This is a genomic window from Flavobacterium sp. CYK-55 (genome assembly GCF_018413465.1).
Lineage (GTDB): Bacteria > Bacteroidota > Bacteroidia > Flavobacteriales > Flavobacteriaceae > Flavobacterium.
In genome coordinates, this window is the sequence record NZ_JAHCDK010000003.1 from 253163 (window position 1) to 278078 (window position 24916).

The following is a 24916-nucleotide window of genomic DNA, read 5'->3' on the forward strand; positions in this document are numbered from 1 at the left end:
ATTCAAAAAAAACTCTATTTATTATGCGCGTTCAATCACAATCGCCGAAGCTCCACCGCCGCCATTACAAATAGCAGCCGCTCCAATTCTGGCGTTGTTTTGTTCTAAAACATTAATAAGCGTTACAATAATTCTCACGCCTGAACATCCCAGCGGATGCCCCAACGAAACCGCCCCACCGTTCACATTTACTTTATCATTGTCTAAGCCTAAAATTTGTGCATTGGCCAAACCAACTACAGAAAAAGCCTCATTGAACTCAAAGAAATCTACATCACTCACAGATAATCCGGCTTTGTCTAAGGCTTTCGGTAAAGCTTTAGCCGGAGCAGTCGTAAACCATTTAGGTTCTTGAGCCGCATCGGCATAACTGCGAATGTAAGCGAGTGGTTTTAAACCTAAAGCTTGAGCTTTTTCTTCGCTCATCAATACCACTGCACCGGCTCCGTCATTAATGGTTGAAGCATTAGCGGCGGTTACGGTTCCTTCTTTGGTAAAAACAGCACTCAAAGTTGGAATTTTATCGAGTTTTACGTTGGTAAATTCTTCATCACGGGTTACCATCACCGGTTCGCCACGTCTTTGCGGCACCGCCACCGGAACAACTTCATTGTTGAATTTTCCGGCTTCCCAAGCGCGCGCAGAACGCTCATAGGATTGAATCGCAAACGCATCTTGAGATTCTCGCGTAATTTTATATTCTGACGCACACAAATCAGCACTAACACCCATGGCATTGTGGTCATAAGCATCTTGCAAACCGTCTTTTTGCATACCGTCAATCAGTTGGGCAGGACCAAACTTAACTCCGTTGCGCATGTGCACGTAATGTGGAATCATACTCATGCTTTCCATGCCACCGGCCACAATAACTTCTGCATCACCGGCCATAATAGCCTGCGCACCTTGCATGACAGCTTTCATTCCTGAAGCACAAACTTTATTCACAGTAGTAGCAATCACAGAATTAGGCAATCCGGCAAACAAAGCGGCTTGACGAGCAGGTGCTTGTCCAACTCCGGCTTGAATCACATTACCCATAATCACTTCATCAACCAAATTTGGGTCAAGACTGATTTTGTCTAAAGCTCCTTTGATAGCCACAGCGCCCAATTGCGGAGCTGTCATAGATGATAGTGCGCCCATAAAACTTCCAATCGGAGTTCTGGCAGCTGAAACGATTACTACTTTTTTGTTCATAAATGTTGCGTTTTATTATTTGGTTGCGAATTTAGTTAATTTAGGACAATCCTTAATTAGATTTTTGACAATATTTACCCATTGTTGCAGCTAAAAATGATGTTTTGACAAAAGCAGATAAGCTATTGTTTGCTCTATAAGTTTGATTGTTAATGATTTTGCATTAACTTGAAAAAAAACGTTGATTTTTATTTGTAAAATTTAGAATTGAACATTACATTTGCAACCGCTTAAAACACAAGATTACGTTCTTAATAGTTTTAACAGGAGAGTTGCCTGAGAGGCCGAAAGGACATGTTTGCTAAACATGCGTATGGGAAACTGTACCAAGGGTTCGAATCCCTTACTCTCCGCACTCGGGGTGTAGCGTAGCCCGGTCATCGCGCCTGGTTTGGGACCAGGAGGTCGCAGGTTCGAATCCTGCCACCCCGACAAAGTAATTCCTTTTTTGCTCTGCAAAATGTTTTGGAGTTTTGAAATAACAAATTTATTTGATTATTTAAAAATGACAAAAATATTAAGTCAAAGACTTAAAAGGAATGGGTTTGGTAAAATCAATATTTCAGTATCATGAAATAATCCTGCCACCCCGACAATTAAAATTAAGGTCCAGTAGCTCAGCTGGATAGAGCAACTGCCTTCTAAGCAGTAGGTCTCAGGTTCGAATCCTGACTGGATCACATGAAAGCCTCTGTTTTGAGGCTTTTTTTGTATCAAATAAAAAGGGCTCAAACCTAAGTAGTTTCAGCCCTTTAATTTTCTAAGCAAAAGCTTTATTTCTTAATCACAATTTTTTTCTGTAAACTATAGTTGTCAATTTCCAAATCAACAACATACATTCCGTCAGACAAATTACTTACATCAATTGTGTTTTGCGCATTGGTTATGTTTTTCACAACTCTTCCGCTCATGTCTGTAATTTTTCCTGAGATAGTTTCATATCCAAAAGGAATTTTTAGATTGATGTTGTCAGCAGCCGGATTCGGATATAACACAACTTGTGAGGCTGAAAAATCGTCGTTAGACAAAGTCACCAATGGCAAAGGAATCAAATCTCCACCGCTTGGCAAGGCTACCCAAAGACCAAATGCAGCTCCGTTGCTGTTGTTGTCCGGATTCAAAAATCCACTGGCTACTACTGTGAGTGACTGACCTTGTAAACCCAGAGTTTGCAATGGAGCAGCATAAGTAGCAACCACTACAGTTCCGCTGGCATCGCGAACATCTAATGTGTAATCTGCTGTGGGTAATTCTAAAAAATTCGCTGTAAAATCACCGTACGATAAATCATCCACTACAGTACCCGCCGGAACACTGGTTTCAACCACATCAACCGTTGGCGCATCGGTAGCACCATGATACAACAATACATCGGTGTTGTTGGCATTTGAAGCTATTTCTCTAGCAGGTGTGAATACTGATAATCCAAAGGATTGGCTCGGTGTATATCCTGATGGACTCACAATTCCGCTGGCCACCACCACATATTTTTCATTGGCAGTGAGTGTTACCGTAGTATTAAAAATACTTTCCGAAACAGATGAACTTGTCGCCGGAGCAATATCAATTTGTACCGGAACTCCTGCGGGCGCATCAATAAATGGAGTGGCAGTTCTGAACTTGAAGTTGTTCAAAGCTAAATCGCCATTGATGTACACATCAACAAACTCTGCGGCAGCATCGGCCGAGTTGTGGATGATTTGCACACGAGCAGTAGGAGCTGGTGGAACAATTGGCAACGGAATTAAATTACCTCCAGAATGCGTGGCTACCCAAAGACCAAATTCAGGTCCATTGCTGTTGGCTGTAGGGTTCAAAAATCCGCTGGCAACAACTACTAAAGCTTTTCCGTCAAGTGCTAGACTAGACAAAGGTGCCTGGAAAGTAGCGACCGTATTGGTTCCTGAAGCATCGCGAACATCAATCAAATAATCAGCGGTAGGCAATTCAAGGTAATTATTGGTAAAATCACCATATGACAAATCATTAACAATAGTGCCAGCCGGAACACTCGTTTCTACTATATCGACCGTAGGAGCATCCGTTGAACCATGATGAATCAAAATATCTGTATTATTGCCGTCATAGGCTACCTCTCGACCTTGATCATAAACCGACAACTGAAAAGGTTGATTCGGAGTATAGCCAGTTGGACTTACGATACCATCGGCAACAATAACATATTCAGAACCAATATTCAAACTTGTGGTAAGATTGTAGATGCTTTCGGCTGATGATATACTGTTACTCGGGGCAATATCAATAGAAACTGGTTGTCCGGCGCGCAAATCCAACCAAGGAGTTGCCGTTCGAAAAGCAAAATCATCTAATGCTAAATCGCCATCTATATACACATCTACCAATGAAGCAGCCGCATCGGCAGAATTGTGGATAATTTGAACACGAGCATAAGGAGATTGTGGCAAAGGAATTAAATTGCCTCCACTCGGAAGCGCAACCCACAATCCAAAAGAAGGCCCATTGTTGTTGTACGTTGGATTTAAAAATCCACTGGCCACCACTGTAATTGCTTGATCTTGTAAACCCAAATCAAGAAGTTTTACGTCATAAGATGAAATGACCGTTCCACCAGTTTGGTTGGTCACATCAATGGTATAATTTCCGGTGGGTAATTCTACATAACCATTACTAAAAAAGGGATAAGAAATATTGTCAACAACGGTGTTGATGGGAAGAAATGTAGTGTGAACAATATCTACCGTAGGTGCATCGGTACCGCCATGGCAAACCAAAATGTCCGTATTTCCAGCCATTGAAGATGACTCTCGACCCTGATTGTAAACGGATAATTCAAAAGGCCTGAAAGGTGAATATGCCGATGAATTAATCAATCCATTGGCTACAATTACGTAGGTTTGGTTGGCATCAAAAGTAACTACAGTATTGTAAATACTTTCAGCTACAGAACTGCTGTTGCCCGGAGCAATGTCAACAGCAATTAGAATGTTAGAGGGTACATCTGCAAATGCAGTTGCGGTTCTGAATGCAAAATCATCATAGATTTTGTCTCCGTTGATATACACATCAACTGTTTGTGCTGCAGCATCGGCACAATTGTGGATTAATTGAACCCGTGCACTTTGTGCTAGCGCGGTACTTACATAAAGAAGTAACGCAACCAATTTAAAGAAATGTGAGATTTGTTTCATAGGATTTGTTTATTTGTTGTAACAAACATAGTTTAAACTTTCATTCAAAAAATTAAACAAAATATTTTTTTGTATTTTTTTAACTTTCGTGGATATCGTGAACCGAAAATCAAACCCAATATTTTGAGTAATAATTAGCATTTTCGAAGTAATCTGAATATTGTTGGCTTAAATTTAATTTTAAAGCAAGTTAATCTATACTTTTACACATGTATTTTTGAATCATGAGATTTCTTTTAGCAATCAATCTTGTATTTTTTTTGACAGCTTGCGGCTCATATAAAAGCGGGCGCTCAACCCAATCGCTTGCCTTACCAGAATCAAAAGATGCAATTGTAATAAATACAACCAATAAAGCGCCTGAAATTATTCATGTGGTTCAAAACGCCAGCATAAATGCCGCAGTAGTTGACGATTCTACTTTTGTGAATTTATACGATTACAGTCGAGATTTTATTTATAAGATGAAATATGCAAGTTCTGATAACTTTCTCAAAACAAAAGTTTATGATTGTGAAGCTTGTTATTTGCGCTATAAAACCGTAAAAGCCTTGCTTAAAGCACAAGAAAAGTTCTTCAAAAAAGGCTACAAGATTGTTTTATACGATTGCTATAGACCGTTGGATATTCAAAAAAAAATGTGGCAAATAGTTCCTAATCCGAGTTATGTAGCCGATCCAAAAAAAGGCTCTATTCACAATCGCGGCGGAGCAGTTGATATTTCTTTAGCTGATTTAGAAGGCAATGAAATTGATATGGGAACCGACTTTGACCATTTTGGACCTGAGGCTGCGCAAGACTATGACCAGCTCCCGGAGCAAATTTTAGAAAATCGACGGATGTTGCGCAATACGATGATCAGATGCGGTTTTAGAATTTTTGAAAGTGAATGGTGGCATTACAATTTAAAAAATGCACGGCGCGAAGCCATTTCAAATTTTCAATGGATTTGCGATTAAGGTTTTGCTTCTAAACAATCAAAATAATTCAAAAAATAACGCTCTGGCTCATATAATTGACCGTCTAATTCTGATTTAAAAGCTTTGCGCATCATGTAGTCAGTTGCTTCAGCACCAAACTTGATTCGGATAAAAGACAATTCTGATTTTTTTAAATCTTCATAATCTTCTTTCCTAAACATAAAATAGCCCGATAAAACACGGTTGTTTACACCTTTTTCATCGCGCACCATTGTGCCACAACTTTCATCATTGGTGTGCAAAAGGGTTACAATTTTATTGTTGTTGAGCTGCAAATAAATCTTTGAGTTTTTATCAAAACACTTGGCTTTAATAAATCCTTGACTTTTTTCTAATAATTGTATCTGTAACATAGGGGTTCCGTCTGAAACAACTATTGAATAAAAAATATAGCTTGAATTACCTCCAAAATTCTTTTCGTAAACCAAGTATTCTTTGGTTGATTTATAACTTCCAAGGGAATCTTTTACATCAGTAGTAAACTCACACGGGCGTTGGGCTATAGCAATTAACGAAAACATTAAAACAGCTCCGAAAAATAACTTTTTCATACCGATTTTTAAATTTTGCTGCAAAGTAAAACTATTTTGCGGTTATTCATATCAGTAGTAAAAAAACAGTACAAATCTCCGCCGCTTTTGATTTTCCACTTTTTGCGAATATCCTCTACCGTTTCCGGAAAATTACGTACCGTAACGTTGGCCATTTTGGCTTGTAAATGTTGCTTTATTTCGGCTTTTTGATACGGTAGAACCTCAAGTATTTTAAATGAACGCCCCGGAAAATCTATTAATTTTTCAGAAGTATACAAATGCGAATGCAACTGCAATTTTGACAAACCATATTGCTGAACAATTTGAGTAAAACCTCCCGATTTCATAATAGCTGCATTGGGTTCGTATAAATACTTTTGTGGTAAATCAAACTTTGAAAATGCCTCTTCGGCAAGAATGAACGAAAACTCTTGAACACTATGCCTGCTAATGTTGACCGAACTGATACAAATTTCACCCAAAAAACCTTGCTCAATCTGCCAGAGAATTTCTTTGACTTCATTCTCAAGTGCAACAATGTGGATTTTCTTGACGAAGGACAAAGCCTTCAATCCGGCATGAATATCTAAAATAGGAGCAGTCTTAATGAGTATGTTGTTTGAAAACTCAAAATAATTTGGTAAAAGTTCTGCAACATTGGGCGTACAATCTTCTAGCATAAAAACCTTGCCTTTACGGTCATTTCGGCGCGCCGGATCCAAATAAATCCAATCGAACTTCTGGTTTTTTTTCTGAAGAATTTCAAGTCCGTCACCGTTCACACATTCAATATTTTGAACCTTTAATTGCTCGTAATTGTAAGAGACAATTTCTGAAAGTGACGCATTAAATTCACAATGAACTACTTGCTTGAATTTTTGTGCAAAATAATAGGTATCCACACCAAAACCACCGGTTAAATCAATCAGTGTATTTCCTGAAATAAGCGACGATTTATATTCAGCGGTGGCTTCAGAAGAAGTTTGTTCAACTGAAATTTTTGAAGGATAAACGATTCTATCACAACTAAACCAAGTCGGCAATTTTTCTTGTGCCTTTTTTCGACCCGAAATTTGCTCTAAAATCTCCGTCCATGAAAATTCCGGAAATGGATTTTTTTGCAAAGCGAGTTGAACAACATCAGCCGAAGTGTTTTCAATCACAAAATGGCGCAATTTTGCCGGAAAATCAATCGCTGACAAGACTAAATATTTTTGGTGAGAAACTGAATAAATGAATTATCCGGAAAAAATTCTTTGCCAATCACTTTGAGAATAGTATACAGCGGAACGGCAATGATCATACCGGCAATGCCAAACAAAAAACCTGCTGAAAGAATCACCAAGAAAATCTCCAGCGGGTGTGAACTCACGCTTTTAGAGAAAATAAGCGGTTGCGACACATTGTTGTCAATCATCTGAACCACGGCAAAACCAATCATCACATACAATGTTGTTGGTAAAATTTCGGTTTGAAAATCTTGGCCTAAATTGCCGAGCATGGTTAACACAGCAGCCATTACTGAGGCAATGAGCGGCCCGATGTACGGCACTATATTCAATAATCCGCATAAAAAGGCAATCACCAAGGCATTGTCAACCCCGAAAATCAACAAAACGATCAAATACAAAACAAATACAATAAACAATTGAATCAAAAGCCCGATAAAATAACGTGAAAGTAACTCATTGATTTTTTCAATCGAATTGAGAATTTGTTCTTCGTGGCTATCGGGAATAAGTAATTTAGCGCCCGTAATGAGTGATTGTCTATCGTTGAGAAAGAAAAAAGTAATGAATAAAACCGAAACTAATCCAACACCAAAACCACTAATGGCTCCAACCAATGCATTGAGCAAATCGGGAATAAAATCAAAATCAAACTTAGAGGCTATTTTCTGATTTTTAAAAATGGCTTGAGCATCAATATGGTGGCTTTCAAGCCAAACTGACAATTGCTCAATCAATTCTAAGGTGTTTTTTTCGATGGTTGCTGTATTGAGCAGTGATAAATTTTCACCTTGACTGGCGATCAGCGGAACAAACATTGAAAGAAAACCAACTATAAGCAACAAATAAAACACAATAACCATCGCGCTTGACGATGTTTGTTTGAACTTGAGTTTGGTTTTAAAAAAACGTTGAATAGGCCTGCCAATCAATGATAAAATAAGCGCAATCACCAAATACAGCAAAACGGTTTGTATAGCGTATAAAAAATAGAGAAGAAACCCAATGCCAATAAGCGCGGCAACGGCTCGCAAAATTCCACCGGCGATGATTTTTGAATTGACCATAAGGTTTTGATTTAGGCCGAAAGATACAATTTTAACCGATTCAGATTAATTATTGAAAATATAATTGATGATGTTAGCACCCATTTTGAGCGCTTTGGTACGCACTTCAACAGGGTCGTTGTGTACATCCGGATCTTCCCAACCATCACTTAAATCAGTTTCATAGGTATACAAAACCGCAAGTCTTCCGTCGAGGAAAATGCCAAATGCTTGAGGTCGTTTCCCGTCGTGTTCATGAATTTTTGGAATTCCGCTCGGAAAAGAATACGGCTTCTGAAAAATAGGGTGACTCGCCGGAATCTCAACCAAAATACTTTCAGGAAATAATTTTTTAAGCTCTTTACGGATGTATTGATCCATGCCGTAATTATCATCAATATGCAAAAAACCTCCAGAGGTTAAATAAGCGCGAAGATTCGTAGCATCGTTGTTGCTAAAAGCCACATTCCCATGTCCGGTCATGTGTACAAACGGATAAGAAAACAACTCCGGACTAGAAGGTTCTACAACCGCAGCTTTGGGTTTGATTCGCGTGTTGATGTTCTGATTGCAAAACTTAATCAAGTTGCTGAGTGCCGTTGGGTTGGCATACCAATCACCGCCACCGCTGTATTTGAGCAAGGCAATTTCTTGTGACTGCATCACAAAACCAGAAAACAACAAAATCCAAAAAAACTTTTTCATTGCTTTAATTCTTAACCACTTTTAGTGTTTGAGATTGTTTTTCACTTTTAACATCCAACATATAAATTCCAGATAACAACTGAGTCATATTTAGAGTGTATTCTTTTTGATTTGGATAAACTTCTAAAACTTTTTGCCCAAGCGAATTACGCACGATAACTTGATCCATTTGACAACTATTCGTGATAGTTAAAAACTGATGTGTTGGGTTGGGGTAAACTTTAAAATTTCCTTTAAAAAAGTTATTGTTAGACATTGTTACATCATAAACATGAACAGCCAAACGCACCGGATTTGACATACGACTTTCACAATTATTCACCGTTTGTGATGCGTAATAGGTAAAATTATTTTGAAGCAAAGTGTTGCCCGGTAGTAAATTTCCGCCTATTGCCGCGTCATACCATTGAATATTTTCTCCTTCAACCACTAAATCATTCAACGTTTGCCCCGGATTGAAACCTTGATTTGCAGCTCCGGTAGGCGGCGCAACAGCCGGATTGATGTTGAGCGCAAATGGCTTAATCCAACGACAGCCCGAGCTCATTAAATCTTCAACCACCAAATAAATTGTTTGGTTTTGGGTAAAACTAAAATTGTTCACTGAAGTTATAAAATTGTTGGTTCCTAATTCAGCATCGATTAGATTTTCATAATATTTAAAATCATAATCTGCGGGGTTAGCACCATTCAAAACATACGCAGCCTGATCAATATCAATCGTATAAAAACCGGTATCATTTGAGCAAATTGAAATATCAACCGGGTTTGCTAGCGGATAAACTGATAACAAATCATAGTCATTTTGATCATTTAAAACGAATGAATTTCCGCAATTTTCAAAAGTAGCTTGAATACTGTACATCGTTTGATTACTTGTTGGACAAACCACAAAACTTTCTGAAGTAGCGCCAGGAACCACAAAACCATCAACATACCATTGGTAGGTTATGGGCAAAGAAGCCCCGTTGGGTGTAAAACGCCAAGCTTCATCTATAGCGCTCCAGGTTCCGGTGTTTCTATCCGTAGGCGCAATTGCCGAAGTACCGCTTTGATTCTGTAAACCAATCAAGCCTGAGCCATTGTTCCAAGAAGTACAAGAAGTTCTGTTTTTGACAAAAACTTCTACAATATTGGTTCCTTCATGGATGACAATTTGCGAAGTCTGAAAGCCAACATTGACGCCACAATCATATTGAGGTAACTGATTAAAATTAACTATAAAAGCTCGATTGGGTGCAGCATATACTCCGGTATCAACTACATAATAATTGATGTTTTGAAAGCTCGGATTTGTAATAGGCGGAGTCCTGATGTCGGTATCTTGATATACCCCATAAATGGCATTTTTAATCGGAAAATCTACATTCGGAATTGTCTGATTAAATGAATATTCACAAAAATCCATTGGATTGTTATGGGCTAAATCAAAAGTAATCACGCCGTTGGTTCCAACCAAAACTGAATTATATGTATTGCCGTAAAAGCAGAATCCAAATGGTAAATCAAACACCGGAGACCAATAGTCATCGCCATTAGGAGGAATAGTAACCCCACCAGAAAACGGAAATATCGGATTGTAGTCAATACTTTCAACCGTATAAGTATCGGTATTTCTAGGTATGAATTGATTTTCAACATTCAAAACCGTGCAATCACCGGGGTTGCAAACCATCTGAGCATCTTGGATATTTACCAGAACCAGTGGAGCGTTTTGCGCCTGTATCAATGCAACACAAAATGTAGTAATGGTTAATAAAAATTTCTTTTTCATAAGTTTAGTTTGTTTGTTCGTTGCAAAAAACCACGCTGTGACAACCTACTAATGCAGCCGTTTCTGTGCGCAGTCGGGTTTGACCCAAAGTTACCGGAATATAGTCGGCTTTCAAGGCCATTTCAATTTCTTGCGATGAAAAGTCACCCTCAGGGCCAATGAGCAAAGTAACATCGGTGTTGGGTTGCAAGATTTCTTTGAGTGATTTTCGTTGTGTTTCTTCACAATGCGCAATCAAATTCAAACCTTCTTTTTTTTGCTGAATAAATTCTTTAAAAGTGATGGCTTGATTGAGTCGAGGTAAAGAATATTGATTAGATTGTTTGAGCGCTGAAATGATAATCTTCTCCATACGCTCATGATTGAAATTTTTACGCTCAGAATGGTCACAAAAAATCGGGGTAATTTGATCAATGCCAATTTCAGTCGCTTTTTCTAAAAACCATTCGTAACGATCATTCATTTTGGTAGGCGCAACGGCCAAATGCAACTGATATTTTTTGGGCTGAACATGCTCAACGCGGATGATTTTTACTTGACATTTATGATCAGTTGCCAATGTAATTTCAGTTTCAAATAATTCACCTAAACCATTGGTTACATATAGTTTGTCACCTTCTTTTTTTCTGAGCACTTTAACTATATGCCGGCTTTCTTCTTTGTCAAAAGAAAAACCTTCTTGATCTTGACCGATGGCCGGATTATAAAACAACTGCATCTTAAAAAGAAAATCTCGCTTTTGAAACCACCGAAGCGTCTTCAAAGTTTCCGGTTAAAAATTTCTGATAAGCCGTAATACCAATCATGGCAGCATTGTCGGTTGTATATTCAAATTTCGGAACAAACGTTTTCCATCCGTACAAACCTTCGGCTTCTTTGAGTGTTTTTCTAATGCCTGAATTGGCTGAAACTCCGCCGCCAATGGCCACTTGTTTGATTCCGGTTTCGGCAACGGCCAACTTAAGTTTGTCCATAATAATATCAATAATGGTTTGTTGGATTGACGCACACAAATCAGCTTTATTCAGCTCAATAAAATCAGGGTTTTCAGCCACTTGTTTCTGGATGAAATACAAAATAGATGTTTTCAAGCCCGAAAAACTAAAATCCAATCCCGGAATTTTAGGCTTATTAAACGTAAAAGCTTTTGGATTTCCTTCTTGTGCCAATTTATCAACCAGCGGACCACCTGGATAAGGTAACCCCAGAATCTTGGCCGATTTATCAAAAGCTTCGCCCACCGCATCATCAGTGGTTTCGCCAATGATTTCCATTTTAAAAAAATCATCCACCCGAACAATTTGCGTATGTCCGCCCGAAATGGTCAAAGCCAAAAACGGAAATTCAGGCTTATCAAAACCTTCTTCATCAATAAAATGTGCCAAAATATGCGCTTGCATATGATGCACCGATACCAGCGGAATGTTGAGCGCCAAGGCCAATGACTTGGCAAATGAACCACCCACGAGCAGTGAACCCATCAATCCGGGGCCTTGGGTAAAACCAATTGCCGAGAGGTCTTCACGACTAATCCCAGCTCTTTTGATGGCTGCATCCACCACCGGAACTATATTTTGTTGGTGCGCGCGTGAAGCCAACTCGGGAACCACACCGCCGTATTGCTCGTGAACAAGTTGATTAGCCACAACATTTGATAAAACTTTATCGTTTGAAAGAACCGCCGCCGAAGTATCGTCGCAAGAACTTTCAATCGCTAGAATGTACACGCTTTTTGATTGCATAAATAGCTTTAAATTTCAGAGTAATTTTGGGCTGTATCCAGTAAAATATTTTATTTTTACAGCGATGCCAAAATTAGCGTTTTTTTATCAATGAAAACTTTGGTTGATTAAATTCTCGTTGTTATCAAAAGAGCCAAGAAAATAATCTTTCGCACCCTGTTGTTCCTGCTTTTGCTGTTGTTGGCATTGGGAATCGCTTTGACTTTACCATCGGTTCAAACCCGCATCGGGCAGAGGCTTACGCAGTGGCTTAACGAAACCTACAAAACCGACATTCGGGTTGGGCAAGTTTCTGTAACATCATTTGGGGTTGTTAAACTCAAACAAGTTTTGGTGCGCGATCACAAAAAAGACACGCTCATTTATGCTAAACGCATCAACACTAATATTCTGGATATTAAAAGATTGATTGACGGCGATTTACTTTTTGGCAATATTAATGTTGATGGTTTGTTGCTCGATATGAAAACCTACAAAGGTGAAAAAGACACCAATCTGGATGCTTTTATTGCCGCTTTTGATGACGGGAAACCTTCATCGGGAAAATTTCTATTTACCGCTCATGAAATTACAGTAAACAAAAGTCATTTTAGGCTAACCGATTACAACCGAGAAATTCCAAAAGACGCTGATTTTTCAAAACTCAATGCCGTTTTAGAAAACTTTGAAATTCACGGACCTAACGTTACAACTGATATTGACCGCATGTCATTTTTAGACCATCGCGGTTTATATGTTCGCAATCTGCAATCAAAGTTTTCGTACACCAAAAAACAGATTTTGATGCGCAATGTTGATTTGATTACAGCACATTCACTCTTTAAAGGCAATGTAGCACTCAACTACAAACGCGAGGATTTTAGTGATTTTAACAACAAAGTTAACTTCAACATCTTGGTGGATCAAGCATCATTGTCAACCAGCGATGTTTGGTATTTTTACAAAGAAATTGGCAAAGGGCAGAACTTTACCCTTAAATCTCACGTAACCGGTACGCTCAACAACTTAACAGCGCACAAACTCAATCTTACCGACAGCAAATGCACGCACATTGCCGGTGATGTCAATTTTAAAAATCTTTTTGGTAAAGCACATCAACCTTTTGAAATGAAAGGAACCTTCAGAAAAGTGATGTCGGATTACCAGCATTTGGTTAAGTTACTTCCGAATGTTTTAGGTTCAAAATTACCAACATCGCTTAAAAAAATAGGTTTGTTCAACATGCACGGACAAGTAGATGTAACTGTACAAAAATTGATAGCTGATTTTTATATGACCACAGCTTTGGGCAACGTTGAATCAAGCTTACAAATGTATGATATTGACAACATTGACAATGCCAAATACAAAGGAAATATCATATTAGAGACCTTTGATATCGGGAGTTTTTTAGGCAAAAAAGACCTCGGAAAAGTCAGCCTAAACATTGATGTTGACGGACAAGGCTTTATTCAGAAGTACCTCAATACAACTTTTTCTGGCGACATTTATCGATTGCAATACAATGGCTATAATTACAGTAAAGTGATTGTTGACGGTAACTTCAAAAATCCGGTTTTTAAGGGCCAAGTTTACATCAATGATCCAAATTTGTTTTTAGATTTTAACGGCTCGGCCAATCTTGGGCGTAAAGAAATTGCATACAACTTTGAAACTCAAATTGATTATGCAAATCTCAAAAAACTCAATTTTGTCAAAAATGATTCAATAGCAGTATTCAAAGGCGGAATTAAAGTTAATGTTTTGGGCAATTCACTTGATGATTTAAAAGGCGACATTCATTTTTCGCAAACGGCTTATCAAAACAATAAAGACCGATATTATTTTGAAGATTTTACACTACACTCCGAGTTTGATGCAAATAATACCCGAACAATTTCACTCAAATCGCCAGACATCATTGACGGAAAAGTAGTTGGTAAATTTGAAATTGCTTCATTGCGCAAAATGCTCGAAAATTCAGCCGGAAGCTTATACGCCAACTACAGCCGAAACGAGGTTAAAAAAGGGCAGTACCTCAAGTTTGATTTTGCCATCTACAACAAAATAGTTGAGGTGTTTTATCCGGGCATTGAAATTGGCAAAAACACACACATTCGCGGAAGCATTGACTCAGACACAGATGATTTTAAATTTAACTTTATTTCGCCGCAGATTATTGCTTACGAAAACACACTTGACAACATACGCATTGATATCGACAACAAAAATCCATTGTTTAATACCTATGTTTCACTGGATACAATCAAAACCAAAAAGTATAAAATTCGGGATTTTAGCTTAATCAACGTAACAACCAAAGACACGCTTTACCTACGTTCAGAGTTCAGAGGTGGTGAGAAGGGCGATGACGCCTACAGCCTAAATTTATATCATACTATTGATGCCCAAAGAAATAATGTGGTGGGGATTCAAAAATCTGAATTGAAATACAATGATTTTATGTGGTATCTCAACCAACAAGATGAGGCCAACAACAAAATCGTTTTTGACAAAAAATTCAAAAATTTCAACATTGACGATATAGCACTAAGCCATGACAACCAGCAAGTGCGCCTCAATGGAACACTCAACGGAAATCAAAACAAAGATTTGAATTTAATCTTTAAGGAAGTGCAACTCGATCGGTTATTGCCTGTCATTGATGAATTTAAAATGGCCGGAAATCTCAACGGAACGGTTCATGTCAAACAAGTTAATTCTGTTTATCAACCAACTTCATCGGTCAAAATTGATGCGCTTAAACTCAACGATATTGCGCTGGGAACCCTGAAACTCAATGTTACGGGCGATAATTCACTCCAGAAATTCTATTTAAATTCATCTATTGAAAATGAAAACCTCAAATCGTTTACCGCTGATGGATATCTGGATATCATTAACCAAAAAACAAAACTCAACCTTGATTTGAATTTCGAACAATTTGACTTAGCCGTTTTGGGTAATATTGCTAAAGATGTCATCACTGACGTGCGCGGAAAAGCCTCAGGCCGTGCCAACATAGCGGGAACTTTTGATGATTTAGACATCAATGGACGACTTTTTGTTAACGGAGCTGGACTAAAAGTTCCTTATTTAAATGTTGATTATCAAGTTGAAGACGGAACCATTGTGGATGTAACCGAAAAGAAATTCATCATTCGCGATACCGATGTAACCGATACCAAATACAAAACCAAAGGGCAGCTTTTTGGCAGCATCGGTCACACGAATTTTTCAGATTGGAATCTTGATTTAAATTTAAGTTCCAGACGAATTTTGGCTTTAGACACCAAAGACAGCGAAGATGCCGCGTATTTCGGTACCGCATTTATGGACGGAGAAGCAACCATTACCGGCCCAATCAATAAGCTTTTTATCAATGTGTCCGGAAAATCTGAAAAAGGAACCCAAATTAAAATTCCGATTAATGATGCCGAAAGTGTCAGCGACAACAACTATATTCACTTTGTTACCAAAAAAGAAAAATTCAATACGCAAAGTAATAGCGAAAAGAAAGAAAAAAAATACGATGGTGTTGAACTCGAATTTGATTTTGACATAACACCAGATGCCGAAGTTGAAATTATCCTTGATCGAAATTCAGGTCACGGTATGAAAGGCAAAGGTTTTGGATCGTTGTTATTCAAAATCAATACACTCGGCAAATTCAATATGTGGGGCGATTTTCAAGCCTATGAAGGAACCTACAATTTTAAGTACGGCGGAATCATCAACAAACAATTCAAAATCAAAAAAGGCGGTTCAGTTACTTGGGAGGGTGACCCTATGAAAGCCAACCTTAATTTAGAAGCTGTATATAAAACCTCGGCTAATCCGGCGGTTTTGGTTGAAAATCCTTCGTTTAACAAAAAGGTCGATGTTGAAGTCGTGATTGGCATCAAAGGAAACTTAAGCAACCCAAGCCCTGACTTTACCATCAACTTCCCGACGGTAAGCTCAGTACTTAAATCTGAAATTCAAACCAAACTCGACGACAAAGATGTACGTCAAAAACAAGCACTCATCTTGCTTTCAACCGGAAGTTTCTTAAGTGTTGATGGTTTGAGCCAAACTTCATTGACCAACAACATTTATGAAAAAGTAGGAGATTTATTCGGAACCATTCTCAATCAAAGTGATGATAAAATTAATGTTGATGTAATGCTTGTGTCGGCTGATAAAAACCCCGGGCGCGAAACCGATGGGCGCGTGGGTCTGACAGTGAGCACTAAAATTAGTGACCGCATCAGCATCAACGGAAAATTTGGAGTTCCGGTAGGCGGTGTCAACGAGTCAACTGTCGTCGGCGATGTTGAAGTGCAATACAGAGTTAATGAAGACGGAACACTCAACCTGCGCATGTTTAACAAAGAAAATGACATCAATTATATCGGTCAAGGAATTGGCTACACCCAAGGTTTGGGTTTGACTTATCAGGTAGACTTTACAACTTTCCGTCAATTATTGTACAAAATCTTCAAAAACCAAAAACTTGAAATCATCAAAAACAGCTCAAAAGAAGTACACGATTCTGAGGTTGTTCCTGATTATATTCACTTTAAAGATAAAAAAGAGAAAAAAGCCGAACCTGAAAAAACCAACCAAGAAGCGGTTCCTACTGATGATTAATTAATTATCAATCTGCTCAAAACCGAACGATTTTTTTACCACAAAATAAAAACTTATCAACGAAATCGTTTGAAATTTACCAATAATTCTAAAGAAATACACAAAGCTCATTTTTGATTGATTGGGATTGTTAATTTTACATGACTAATGACAAAATCATGAGCAAAAACATTAAAAAAATTGGTGTATTAACATCTGGTGGAGATTCGCCGGGTATGAATGCAGCTATTCGTTCCGTTGTGAGAACTTGCGCTTATCATGGTGTAGAATGCATCGGAATCTACCGCGGTTACCAAGGCATGATTGAAGGCGATTTCAAAGAAATGGGGCCACGCAGCGTCAACAACATCGTCAACAAAGGCGGAACCATCCTTAAATCTGCCCGTTCAAAAGAATTCATGACCGCTGAAGGCCGAAAAAAAGCCTACGATCATTTGGTCGCTGCCGGCGTAGATGCTTTAGTAGTGATTGGCGGTGACGGAAGTTTTACCGGTGCCGAAGTGTTCAACAACGAGTATGGCTTTCCGGTGATGGGCATTCCGGGCACGATTGACAACGATATTTTCGGAACCAGCCACACTTTAGGTTTTGACACCGCGCTCAATACAGTGGTAGAAGTGATTGACAAAATCCGTGATACGGCCAGCTCACACAACCGATTGTTTTTTGTTGAAGTGATGGGCCGCGATGCCGGTCATATTGCACTAAATGCCGGAATTGGAGCAGGAGCCGAAGAAATCCTTATTCCTGAAGAAGATTTAGGACTGGATCGTTTGCTGGATTCACTCAAAAAAAGTAAAGCTTCCGGAAAATCATCGAGTATCGTAGTGATTGCCGAAGGTGATAAAATCGGGAAAAACGTATTTGAACTCAAAGATTACGTTGATGAAAACATGCCGGAATACGACGTGCGCGTATCAGTTCTAGGCCACATGCAACGCGGCGGTGCACCTTCGTGTTTTGATCGGGTCTTGGCCAGTCGATTGGGCGTGAAAGCCGTTGAATCACTCCTAGACGGAAAATCAAATTATATGGTTGGGCTCATGAACGATAAAGTCAATCTGACTCCGCTTGAGCAAGCCATCAAAGGACATACAGAAATTGATCGCGAATTGTTGCGCGTTTCAGACATTATGTCGACTTAGAAGAAAGAAAGAAAGAAAGAAAGAAAGAAAAATAAAACTAGAAAAAATGTCAAAAGTAAAATTAGGAATCAACGGTTTCGGAAGAATCGGAAGAATTGTCTTCAGAGAAACCTTTAACAGAGATAATGTAGAAGTAGTAGCCATCAATGATTTACTCGATGTAGATCACTTGGCATATCTTTTAAAATATGATTCAGTACACGGACGTTTCAACGGAAAAGTTGAAGTCAAAGACGGAAAGTTATACGTCAACGACAAATACATCCGCGTGACTGCCGAGCGCGACCCCAAACTCATTCAATGGGACGACAAAGACGTTGATGTAGATGTAGTAGCCGAGTGTACCGGGTTTTTCACCACTTTAGAAACCGCTCAAGCGCACATTGCTGGCGGAGCTAAAAAAGTAGTGATTTCAGCACCTTCAGCCGATGCGCCAATGTTCGTAATGGGCGTAAACCACACCCAGGCCAAAGCTACTGACACCGTAGTTTCAAACGCATCTTGCACCACCAACTGTTTGGCACCACTGGCCAAAGTCATCAATGACCACTTCGGCATTGTTGAAGGTTTAATGACCACTGTGCACGCCACCACTTCTACACAAATGACCGCCGACGGACCCTCAAGAAAAGACTGGCGCGGCGGACGTGCAGCGAGTGTCAACATCATTCCATCATCCACCGGAGCGGCCAAAGCGGTCGGAAAAGTTATTCCTTCACTCAACGGAAAACTCACCGGAATGTCGTTCCGCGTGCCTACTGTAGATGTCTCTGTAGTTGACTTAACCGTAAAATTAGCCAAAGAAACTACCTATGACGAAATCATGGCCGTTTTGAAAAATGCTTCTGAAAACGAAATGAAAGGCATTCTAGGTTTTACCGAAGATGATGTAGTTTCACAAGATTTCGTGGGCGATTCAAGAACGTCAATCGTTGATGCCAAAGCCGGAATCGGATTGAATTCAACCTTCTTCAAATTGGTTTCTTGGTACGACAACGAATACGGCTATTCAAGCAAACTCATTGATTTATCGGTACATATTGCCGGTTTGAAATAAAAAAAGTAAAGTCTCGCATGTTTTTTTGCGGGACTTTTCTATATTTAGTTCGTTGATTTTTTAGAAGCTTTATCCTGCTGTTCGTTTTAGTTTTACAGCCCAACCCGGGCTGCAAAAGCTATCACTGCCATCAGGGCTAGGGCAGAAGCTTTACCGAAAACAAACGATTAACGATTGAAGATTAACGATTTTTGAACTAGAAGCATCGTGTTGAACTGAATATTTCAACTAAACTTCTTAAACATTTTAAACTTCTTAAACTTTCTAAACTTAACCAATAATTAACCAACTTACTCAGTAACTCGGTCGCTCAGGCACTCAGAAACTCAGTAACTCAGCTTCTCAAGAAAAATGAAATTACTCGTAGACAGCGGCTCCACCAAAGCAGATTGGATTGCCATTGACGACACCGGAAAAGTGCTTTTTACCACGCAAAGCCTCGGGCTCAACCCTGAAGTGCTCACCCGCGAAGAAATCATCGAACGCTTAGACGACCGTTTTGACATCTCGCACAACAAAGACAAAGCCAGCCATTTGTTTTTTTACGGCGCGGGCTGCGGAACCGACCGCATGAAAAATTTCTTGACCGAAGTTTTTCAAGCCTATTTTAGCCACGCGGCCGTAACGGTACATGAAGACACGTATGCCGCGGTATATGCCACCACGCCCAAAGACGAGCAAGCCATTGTTTGTATTTTAGGAACCGGCTCTAACTGCAGCTATTTTGACGGGAAAGTATTGCATCAAAAAGTGCAATCATTGGGCTATATTGCTATGGATGATTGTTCCGGAAACCGCTTTGGTCGCCATTTGTTGCGCGGTTATTACTTTAATAAAATGCCCGCTGAACTTGCTAAAGAATTTGAGCAAGAATACAACATTGAGCCCGACAACGTAAAGCACAATTTATACAAAGAGCCCAACCCGAATGCGTATTTGGCCACGTTTGCCAAATTCATCATCAAGCACAAAGACCATCCGTTTTGCCAACAATACATCATGGCCGAAATGGAAGATTTTGTGGAGAATTACATCAAGCAATTTGACCAATGCCACGAACTTCCAGTGCATTTTGTGGGCTCTATTGCTTTTTACTTAAAAGATGAACTAGAAGCAGTCCTATCTAAACACAAAATCAAAATCGGCAACGTATTGCGCAGACCGATTGACGGATTGATTGCGTATCACATCTTGAATAAATAAAACCAAAAGCCACGTAAACAGCGTGGTTTTTTTATTTTTACCCAAAACAAAATTTATGGAAATTGCCATTATAGCCCACGTTTGATATTAAGAGGAGGACTGCCGGTGGCAGTTAGGTAAACTAAGTAGTCAATTCAAATACAAAAACTTACATTTTATGGAAATTGCCATTATAGCACACGATGGAAAAAAAGCCGATATGGTTCAGTTTGTCAATAAAAACAAACATATTCTCGAAAAAGCCAACATCAAACTCATTGCCACCGGAACCACCGGCGGTAAAGTAGAAGCCGTAGGCATCAAAGTCAAAAAAATGCTTTCTGGCCCGCAAGGCGGCGATGCGCAAATTGCGGCGCGCGTAGCCGAAGGAAAAACCCAAATGGTGTTGTTTTTTAAAGATCCGAACTCAAGCCATCCGCACGAGCCCGACATCAACATGCTTATTAGAATTTGCGATGTACACAATGTTCCGCTGGCCACTAATGAAGCCACGGCGCAACTGCTTTTGTTGGGGATGGATGAGATATAGACACGGCTGCGCCTATAGACCGCTTCGCTGTTAGACACGGCTGCGCTACAGACCGCTGCGCTGTAAGACAAAAAGAGAATTTGAAAATGAGGCAATTTGGAAATTTGAAAATGAAATCATTCGTTTAGCAGAATGAATCAACTAAACTTCTTAACCTTTTACACTTTTTAAACTTAAAAAGACCGCTGCGCTGTGAGACAAAAAGATAATTTGGAAATGAGGCAATTTGGAAATTTGAAAATGGAATGATTCATATAGCAGAATGAATCAACTGAACTTCTTAAACCTTTTACACTTTTTAAACTTAAAAAGACCGCTGCGCTGTAAGACAAAAAGAGAATTTGAAAATGAGGTAATTTGGAAATTTGAAAATGAAATCATTCGTATGACTAAATGTCTCGACTAAACCTCTTAAACCTTTTACACTTTTTAAACTTTAAAAGGCCGCTTCGCTGTGAGACAAAAAGATAATTTGAAAATGAAATCATTCGTATGACTGAATGTTTCAGCTAAACTTCTTAAACCTTTTACACTTTTTAAACTTTGTAAACTGTTACGATCGCTTCGCTTTAGGACAAGGCACGCCTGTAGACCGCTGCGCTTTTAGACAAAAAAGACAATTTGAAAATGAATGATTTTTTGTTTGAGCCAAAAACTTCAAAAATCACTAATCTTCAATCGTTAATCGTTAATCTTCAATCACTAATCGCTCATCTGCGTGAAGGATGGTAGCGGTAGCCCGCAGCCAAAAATTTAAATGAAGCGATAAAGCTAATTTTATACAGAAATATTTTTTGCAAAACGCCAGGCGAGGACTACAAGTGAACAGCCTGACAGCGGTGCAGCGCAGCGGAGCCGGTGGCACGCCCAAAATCTAACAAAAATTTCTCAGCAACTCAGGCACTCAGCAACTCAGTTTCTATTTAATAGCCACCATGGAGATTTCAACGTTTACGTTCTTGGGCAAGCAAGCCACTTGAACGGTTTCACGCGCCGGGGCGGTTTTTTCGTCAAAATAGCTTCCGTAAACGCTGTTGATTCGGGCAAAATCGCCCATGTTCATGATGAAAATAGAAGTTTTAACCACGTTTTCAAAAGTCATATCAGCGGCGGCCAAAACTGCTTTCATGTTTTCCATGACTTGACGCGTTTCGGTTTCGATATCGTCTAGAATAAGTTCACCGGTTTGTGGATGCAACGCAATTTGACCGGAAGTATACAGTGTATTTCCGATCAAAACGGCTTGGTTATATGGGCCAATAGGGGCAGGAGCATTTTCAGTAAAAATGATTTTCTTTTGCATAATTTATTATTTGATTAGCGCAGTACACGATCAGGAATGGAACGTTTATCCCATTTGATGTCACTCAGTACGCTTGATTTGATTCCGATAAAGAAACTCCAAAAAGTATTGGTTCCGAAAGGTGTCCAGCTAAAATCCATGCGCCAACTTAATAAATCACGCTCAAATCTGAACTGTGTAAATGTAACACCTTGTTGCACAAAATCATAACCCGACGAAACGCCGACTTTCCATTTTGGAGCCGGTGTGGCGTTGAGCGAAACCATAATTGAGTTTCCTGAAATTTGCTTTTCACGTTTGATATTGGTATACGTTAGCTGATAAGCAAAGTTGATGTCCCATGGTAAATCATATTTGTAAAAACCTTTAAAATTATCTTCTTCATCATTTTTACCAAATTGGGTTTGTCGCCTATCGCTGAAATCGGTGTTGGTTCCGAACAAATCATCATCACGACCTCCGTTGCGAACCCCTTGCTCGTTTTTATCTTTTTTGTTGGCTTGTTGTCCGTCTTGGCTTGAAAGCGAATAGTTCAAAGTCATATTGGCGCTGGTCATTCTAAAGAGACTTCCTCCGTTGTCTATGTTGAATTTGTCAATGGTACGTCCGGAATTATCGAGCGCATAAGGATTGAGCGTCATGCCAAAGTTGACATTCATTTTTTGATTAAACAAATTGGTTCCGCCACTCACGCGCAAGGGTGCCCATCTCAGGGAATCTGCAGTAATATCGTAGGCCGTTGAAAAATTTAAATTGTTGAGCAAAATGATTTTCTTGGGTTCTACCTTAGTGGTATCGCGGTCTCGAACTTTGGCTTCAAAATTATTGCTCAAACTAAAACCAACATTATTTGAAATATTCTTGCCCGGAGCTCCAAATATTCCTTGCTCAAATCGGGTGTACTCGGACATTCTTCCGCTTCCATCAGAAGCATAAGTATCATAGTATTGTTTAAAACTAGGCGTATAACTATAAGATACCGAAGGTCGCATCACATGACGTATGGCTTGAACTTTCTTGTTATCACCAAATTTAAACGTACCGTAAATCGTAGTTCCTAAGCTTGAACTGAATGAATAAGTTCTAAATGCATCAAACTTGTTGACATCAGTAACAACTTGCGAATTGGTTTGTGCATCAAAACTCTTGCGAATGGTTTTAAGGTACCAAACTTCATTGTAATTAACTGAAGTAGTTGCGCTAAAATATTTGAACAACTTAAAATTGGTACTCAACGGAATTGAGTGCTGAAAACCAACTTTGGCATCTTTAAACATTTGCGGTTTGAAGAAAAGCGAGTCGGTAGTAGCTATACTGTTTTGGCCTCTTAAGGTATATTGCAAATTGATGTTTTTAATCAATCCTTTTTTTAAACCGTCGCCTTCAGGAGCAAATGGAAAAATTCGATCAACGTTGACTTGCATGGTCGGCAAAGTCATGTTGATAGATTCGTTATTGGTGTTTTGCGAATGAGTAGCCGCTATAGACATATTAACTTGAGGAACCGAATTAAAAGTTCTTGAATATGAAATAGACGAACTCAAGTTGTTGTTCAAACTAGAACCAATGTTGAGTTGACTAGCTGATTGCCTGAAATACTGACTACTTCCAAAATTAACTGATGCTGAAAATCGTCCGTTTGGGTTGGCTTTTCCGTCTTGCGAATGTGACCATTGAATATTGTAAATATTGGTTTTTGAATAATCCGGAAATCCGCGTTCGCTTGAAATTAAATTTTCAAATCTGAAATTAAAGTTACCTCTAAATTTGTATCGCTGGGCATAACTAGATTCAAAACGCAACGCATAACTTCCGTTGGTATAATAATCACCCAAAATAGCCAAATCGTAGTATTTACTGAGCGCCAAATAATATCCCCCGTTTTGCAATGAATAACCACGGGTATTGGTATCATTAAAAGTAGGAATAATTAATCCGGACTGACTTTCTTCGGTCATCGGAAAAAAGGCAAATGGTAAAGCCAACGGAGTAGGAACATCAGCAATGACCATATTGGTCAGTCCGGTTACGACTTTTTTGCCCGGAACAAATTTAAGTCGGCTTGTTCTGAAATAATATTCTGGATTTTCAATATCAGTTGCGGTAGTAAATCGGGCACCTTTTAAAAAGTAAACCGAATCATTGACGCGTTTGGATATTTCAGCTTTTACTTTAAACTCACCTTGCTCAGTTCTTGAATTCCAAACTAATGCTTTTTTTGTTTTGTAGTTAAAACGAATCGAATCGGGCTCAACTACATTACTGCCTTGTTTAAAAATCGGGAACTGTGTATATGATCCGGTAGAATCTTTAATACGTCCGGCATACACTTCATTTTTGTCATAATTGAAAACGATGATTCCTGATTTTAACTCTATATCGTCATAATACAATTCCGCCTTATCATACAGCGTTATTAGTTTGCGTTTCTGATCGATTTTGGCGTATTTCTGAGCTTTATACTTGATTTTGCTTTCAAGAATAGGTTTCTTGGGTTTGACACTGTCGGTTTTAACGGTATCGCCGATTTTAGCAATATCCTTGAGGTTAATCTTCGTAGTGTCAGCTGATTTTGTAATGGGCGCTTTTAGAGAACGATTATTTAATTCCTGAGCATTGGTTTTAGCAATTCCGATTGTTAGGAAAAATGCTGATAAAACGATATGAAATATGTTTGTATGCAAAGGTT

Annotated in this window: 17 protein-coding genes and 3 tRNA genes; 9 read left to right on the top strand and 11 right to left on the bottom strand. The window is 39.0% G+C overall.

Annotation, left to right across the window (positions count from 1 at the left end; genetic code table 11):
• Positions 1-21 precede the first annotated feature (21 nt).
• Positions 22-1200 (bottom strand): acetyl-CoA C-acyltransferase, encoded by a 1179-nt coding sequence (locus KIH23_RS05735; RefSeq protein WP_213211896.1) that lies wholly within the window; start codon positions 1198-1200, stop codon positions 22-24.
• A gap of 266 nt (positions 1201-1466) precedes the next feature.
• On the opposite strand from KIH23_RS05735, the gene KIH23_RS05740 reads away from it, so the two are divergent.
• The 3 genes from KIH23_RS05740 (at position 1467) to KIH23_RS05750 (ending at position 1880) form a co-directional block, all read left to right on the top strand.
• Positions 1467-1553, top strand: a tRNA-Ser gene (locus KIH23_RS05740).
• 4 nt (positions 1554-1557) lie between these two features.
• A tRNA-Pro gene (locus tag KIH23_RS05745) sits at positions 1558-1632 on the top strand.
• Between the two features lie 174 nt (positions 1633-1806).
• A tRNA-Arg gene (locus KIH23_RS05750) sits at positions 1807-1880 on the top strand.
• A gap of 93 nt (positions 1881-1973) precedes the next feature.
• Here the strand turns inward: KIH23_RS05750 and KIH23_RS05755 are convergent.
• Positions 1974-4370 (bottom strand): DUF4397 domain-containing protein, encoded by a 2397-nt coding sequence (locus KIH23_RS05755; protein ID WP_213211897.1) that lies wholly within the window; start codon positions 4368-4370, stop codon positions 1974-1976.
• A gap of 224 nt (positions 4371-4594) precedes the next feature.
• On the opposite strand from KIH23_RS05755, the gene KIH23_RS05760 reads away from it, so the two are divergent.
• Complete coding sequence (locus tag KIH23_RS05760; protein WP_213211906.1) at positions 4595-5329, top strand: M15 family metallopeptidase; 735 nt, start codon at positions 4595-4597, stop codon at positions 5327-5329.
• Here KIH23_RS05760 and KIH23_RS05765 read toward each other — a convergent pair.
• From KIH23_RS05765 to tsaD, 7 genes are read right to left on the bottom strand one after another with little or no spacing between them, the layout of a single operon-like run.
• A complete protein-coding gene (locus KIH23_RS05765; protein WP_213211913.1) occupies positions 5326-5901 on the bottom strand; it encodes a hypothetical protein in 576 nt (191 codons plus the stop codon). The two genes, KIH23_RS05760 and KIH23_RS05765, sit on opposite strands and share 4 nt — an antisense overlap.
• 8 nt (positions 5902-5909) lie before the next feature.
• A complete protein-coding gene (locus KIH23_RS05770; protein ID WP_213211915.1) occupies positions 5910-7085 on the bottom strand; it encodes a class I SAM-dependent methyltransferase in 1176 nt (391 codons plus the stop codon).
• 2 nt (positions 7086-7087) lie between these two features.
• Complete coding sequence (locus KIH23_RS05775) at positions 7088-8179, bottom strand: AI-2E family transporter (RefSeq protein WP_213211917.1); 1092 nt, start codon at positions 8177-8179, stop codon at positions 7088-7090.
• A gap of 45 nt (positions 8180-8224) precedes the next feature.
• Positions 8225-8863: a DUF4159 domain-containing protein gene (locus KIH23_RS05780; RefSeq protein ID WP_213211919.1), complete on the bottom strand. Its 639-nt coding sequence runs from the start codon at positions 8861-8863 to the stop codon at positions 8225-8227.
• 4 nt (positions 8864-8867) lie between these two features.
• Positions 8868-10637, bottom strand: coding sequence for a T9SS type A sorting domain-containing protein (locus KIH23_RS05785; protein ID WP_213211920.1), 1770 nt, complete (start codon positions 10635-10637; stop codon positions 8868-8870).
• Positions 10638-10641: 4 nt separating this feature from the next.
• Positions 10642-11355, bottom strand: a complete 714-nt coding sequence (locus tag KIH23_RS05790) for a 16S rRNA (uracil(1498)-N(3))-methyltransferase (RefSeq protein ID WP_213211922.1) — start codon at positions 11353-11355, stop codon at positions 10642-10644.
• Position 11356: 1 nt separating this feature from the next.
• A complete protein-coding gene (gene tsaD, locus KIH23_RS05795) occupies positions 11357-12379 on the bottom strand; it encodes a tRNA (adenosine(37)-N6)-threonylcarbamoyltransferase complex transferase subunit TsaD (protein WP_213211924.1) in 1023 nt (340 codons plus the stop codon).
• A 159-nt stretch (positions 12380-12538) separates the two neighbouring features.
• On the opposite strand from tsaD, the gene KIH23_RS05800 reads away from it, so the two are divergent.
• The 5 genes from KIH23_RS05800 (at position 12539) to KIH23_RS05820 (ending at position 20924) form a co-directional block, all read left to right on the top strand.
• Positions 12539-16990, top strand: coding sequence for a translocation/assembly module TamB domain-containing protein (locus tag KIH23_RS05800; protein WP_249684804.1), 4452 nt, complete (start codon positions 12539-12541; stop codon positions 16988-16990).
• 158 nt (positions 16991-17148) lie between these two features.
• On the top strand, positions 17149-18135 hold the full coding sequence (gene pfkA, locus KIH23_RS05805) for a 6-phosphofructokinase (RefSeq protein WP_213211932.1): 987 nt from the start codon (positions 17149-17151) through the stop codon (positions 18133-18135).
• A 46-nt stretch (positions 18136-18181) separates the two neighbouring features.
• A complete protein-coding gene (gene gap, locus KIH23_RS05810) occupies positions 18182-19192 on the top strand; it encodes a type I glyceraldehyde-3-phosphate dehydrogenase (protein WP_213211933.1) in 1011 nt (336 codons plus the stop codon).
• Between the two features lie 351 nt (positions 19193-19543).
• Positions 19544-20395: a BadF/BadG/BcrA/BcrD ATPase family protein gene (locus tag KIH23_RS05815; protein ID WP_213211935.1), complete on the top strand. Its 852-nt coding sequence runs from the start codon at positions 19544-19546 to the stop codon at positions 20393-20395.
• Positions 20396-20552: 157 nt separating this feature from the next.
• The gene (locus tag KIH23_RS05820) at positions 20553-20924 is read left to right on the top strand and encodes a methylglyoxal synthase (protein WP_213211938.1); all 372 of its coding nucleotides are present in this window, start codon (positions 20553-20555) and stop codon (positions 20922-20924) included.
• A 919-nt stretch (positions 20925-21843) separates the two neighbouring features.
• Here the strand turns inward: KIH23_RS05820 and KIH23_RS05825 are convergent.
• Both KIH23_RS05825 and KIH23_RS05830 read right to left on the bottom strand, forming a co-directional pair.
• The gene (locus KIH23_RS05825) at positions 21844-22227 is read right to left on the bottom strand and encodes a RidA family protein (protein WP_213211940.1); all 384 of its coding nucleotides are present in this window, start codon (positions 22225-22227) and stop codon (positions 21844-21846) included.
• Between the two features lie 14 nt (positions 22228-22241).
• Positions 22242-24911, bottom strand: a complete 2670-nt coding sequence (locus KIH23_RS05830; RefSeq protein WP_249684807.1) for a putative LPS assembly protein LptD — start codon at positions 24909-24911, stop codon at positions 22242-22244.
• Positions 24912-24916 lie beyond the last annotated feature (5 nt).

Excerpts from the sequence above, each read along its gene's own strand:
- KIH23_RS05780 (WP_213211919.1), bottom strand. The coding sequence starts at position 8,863 with ATGAAAAAGTTTTTTTGGATTTTGTTGTTTTCTGGTTTTGTGATGCAG.
- KIH23_RS05755 (WP_213211897.1), bottom strand. The coding sequence starts at position 4,370 with ATGAAACAAATCTCACATTTCTTTAAATTGGTTGCGTTACTTCTTTAT.
- KIH23_RS05765 (WP_213211913.1), bottom strand. The coding sequence starts at position 5,901 with ATGAAAAAGTTATTTTTCGGAGCTGTTTTAATGTTTTCGTTAATTGCT.
- KIH23_RS05790 (WP_213211922.1), bottom strand. The coding sequence starts at position 11,355 with ATGCAGTTGTTTTATAATCCGGCCATCGGTCAAGATCAAGAAGGTTTT.
- KIH23_RS05735 (WP_213211896.1), bottom strand. The coding sequence starts at position 1,200 with ATGAACAAAAAAGTAGTAATCGTTTCAGCTGCCAGAACTCCGATTGGA.
- KIH23_RS05785 (WP_213211920.1), bottom strand. The coding sequence starts at position 10,637 with ATGAAAAAGAAATTTTTATTAACCATTACTACATTTTGTGTTGCATTG.
- KIH23_RS05775 (WP_213211917.1), bottom strand. The coding sequence starts at position 8,179 with ATGGTCAATTCAAAAATCATCGCCGGTGGAATTTTGCGAGCCGTTGCC.
- pfkA (WP_213211932.1), top strand. The coding sequence starts at position 17,149 with ATGAGCAAAAACATTAAAAAAATTGGTGTATTAACATCTGGTGGAGAT.
- tsaD (WP_213211924.1), bottom strand. The coding sequence starts at position 12,379 with ATGCAATCAAAAAGCGTGTACATTCTAGCGATTGAAAGTTCTTGCGAC.
- KIH23_RS05815 (WP_213211935.1), top strand. The coding sequence starts at position 19,544 with ATGAAATTACTCGTAGACAGCGGCTCCACCAAAGCAGATTGGATTGCC.
- KIH23_RS05825 (WP_213211940.1), bottom strand. The coding sequence starts at position 22,227 with ATGCAAAAGAAAATCATTTTTACTGAAAATGCTCCTGCCCCTATTGGC.
- KIH23_RS05820 (WP_213211938.1), top strand. The coding sequence starts at position 20,553 with ATGGAAATTGCCATTATAGCACACGATGGAAAAAAAGCCGATATGGTT.
- KIH23_RS05760 (WP_213211906.1), top strand. The coding sequence starts at position 4,595 with ATGAGATTTCTTTTAGCAATCAATCTTGTATTTTTTTTGACAGCTTGC.
- gap (WP_213211933.1), top strand. The coding sequence starts at position 18,182 with ATGTCAAAAGTAAAATTAGGAATCAACGGTTTCGGAAGAATCGGAAGA.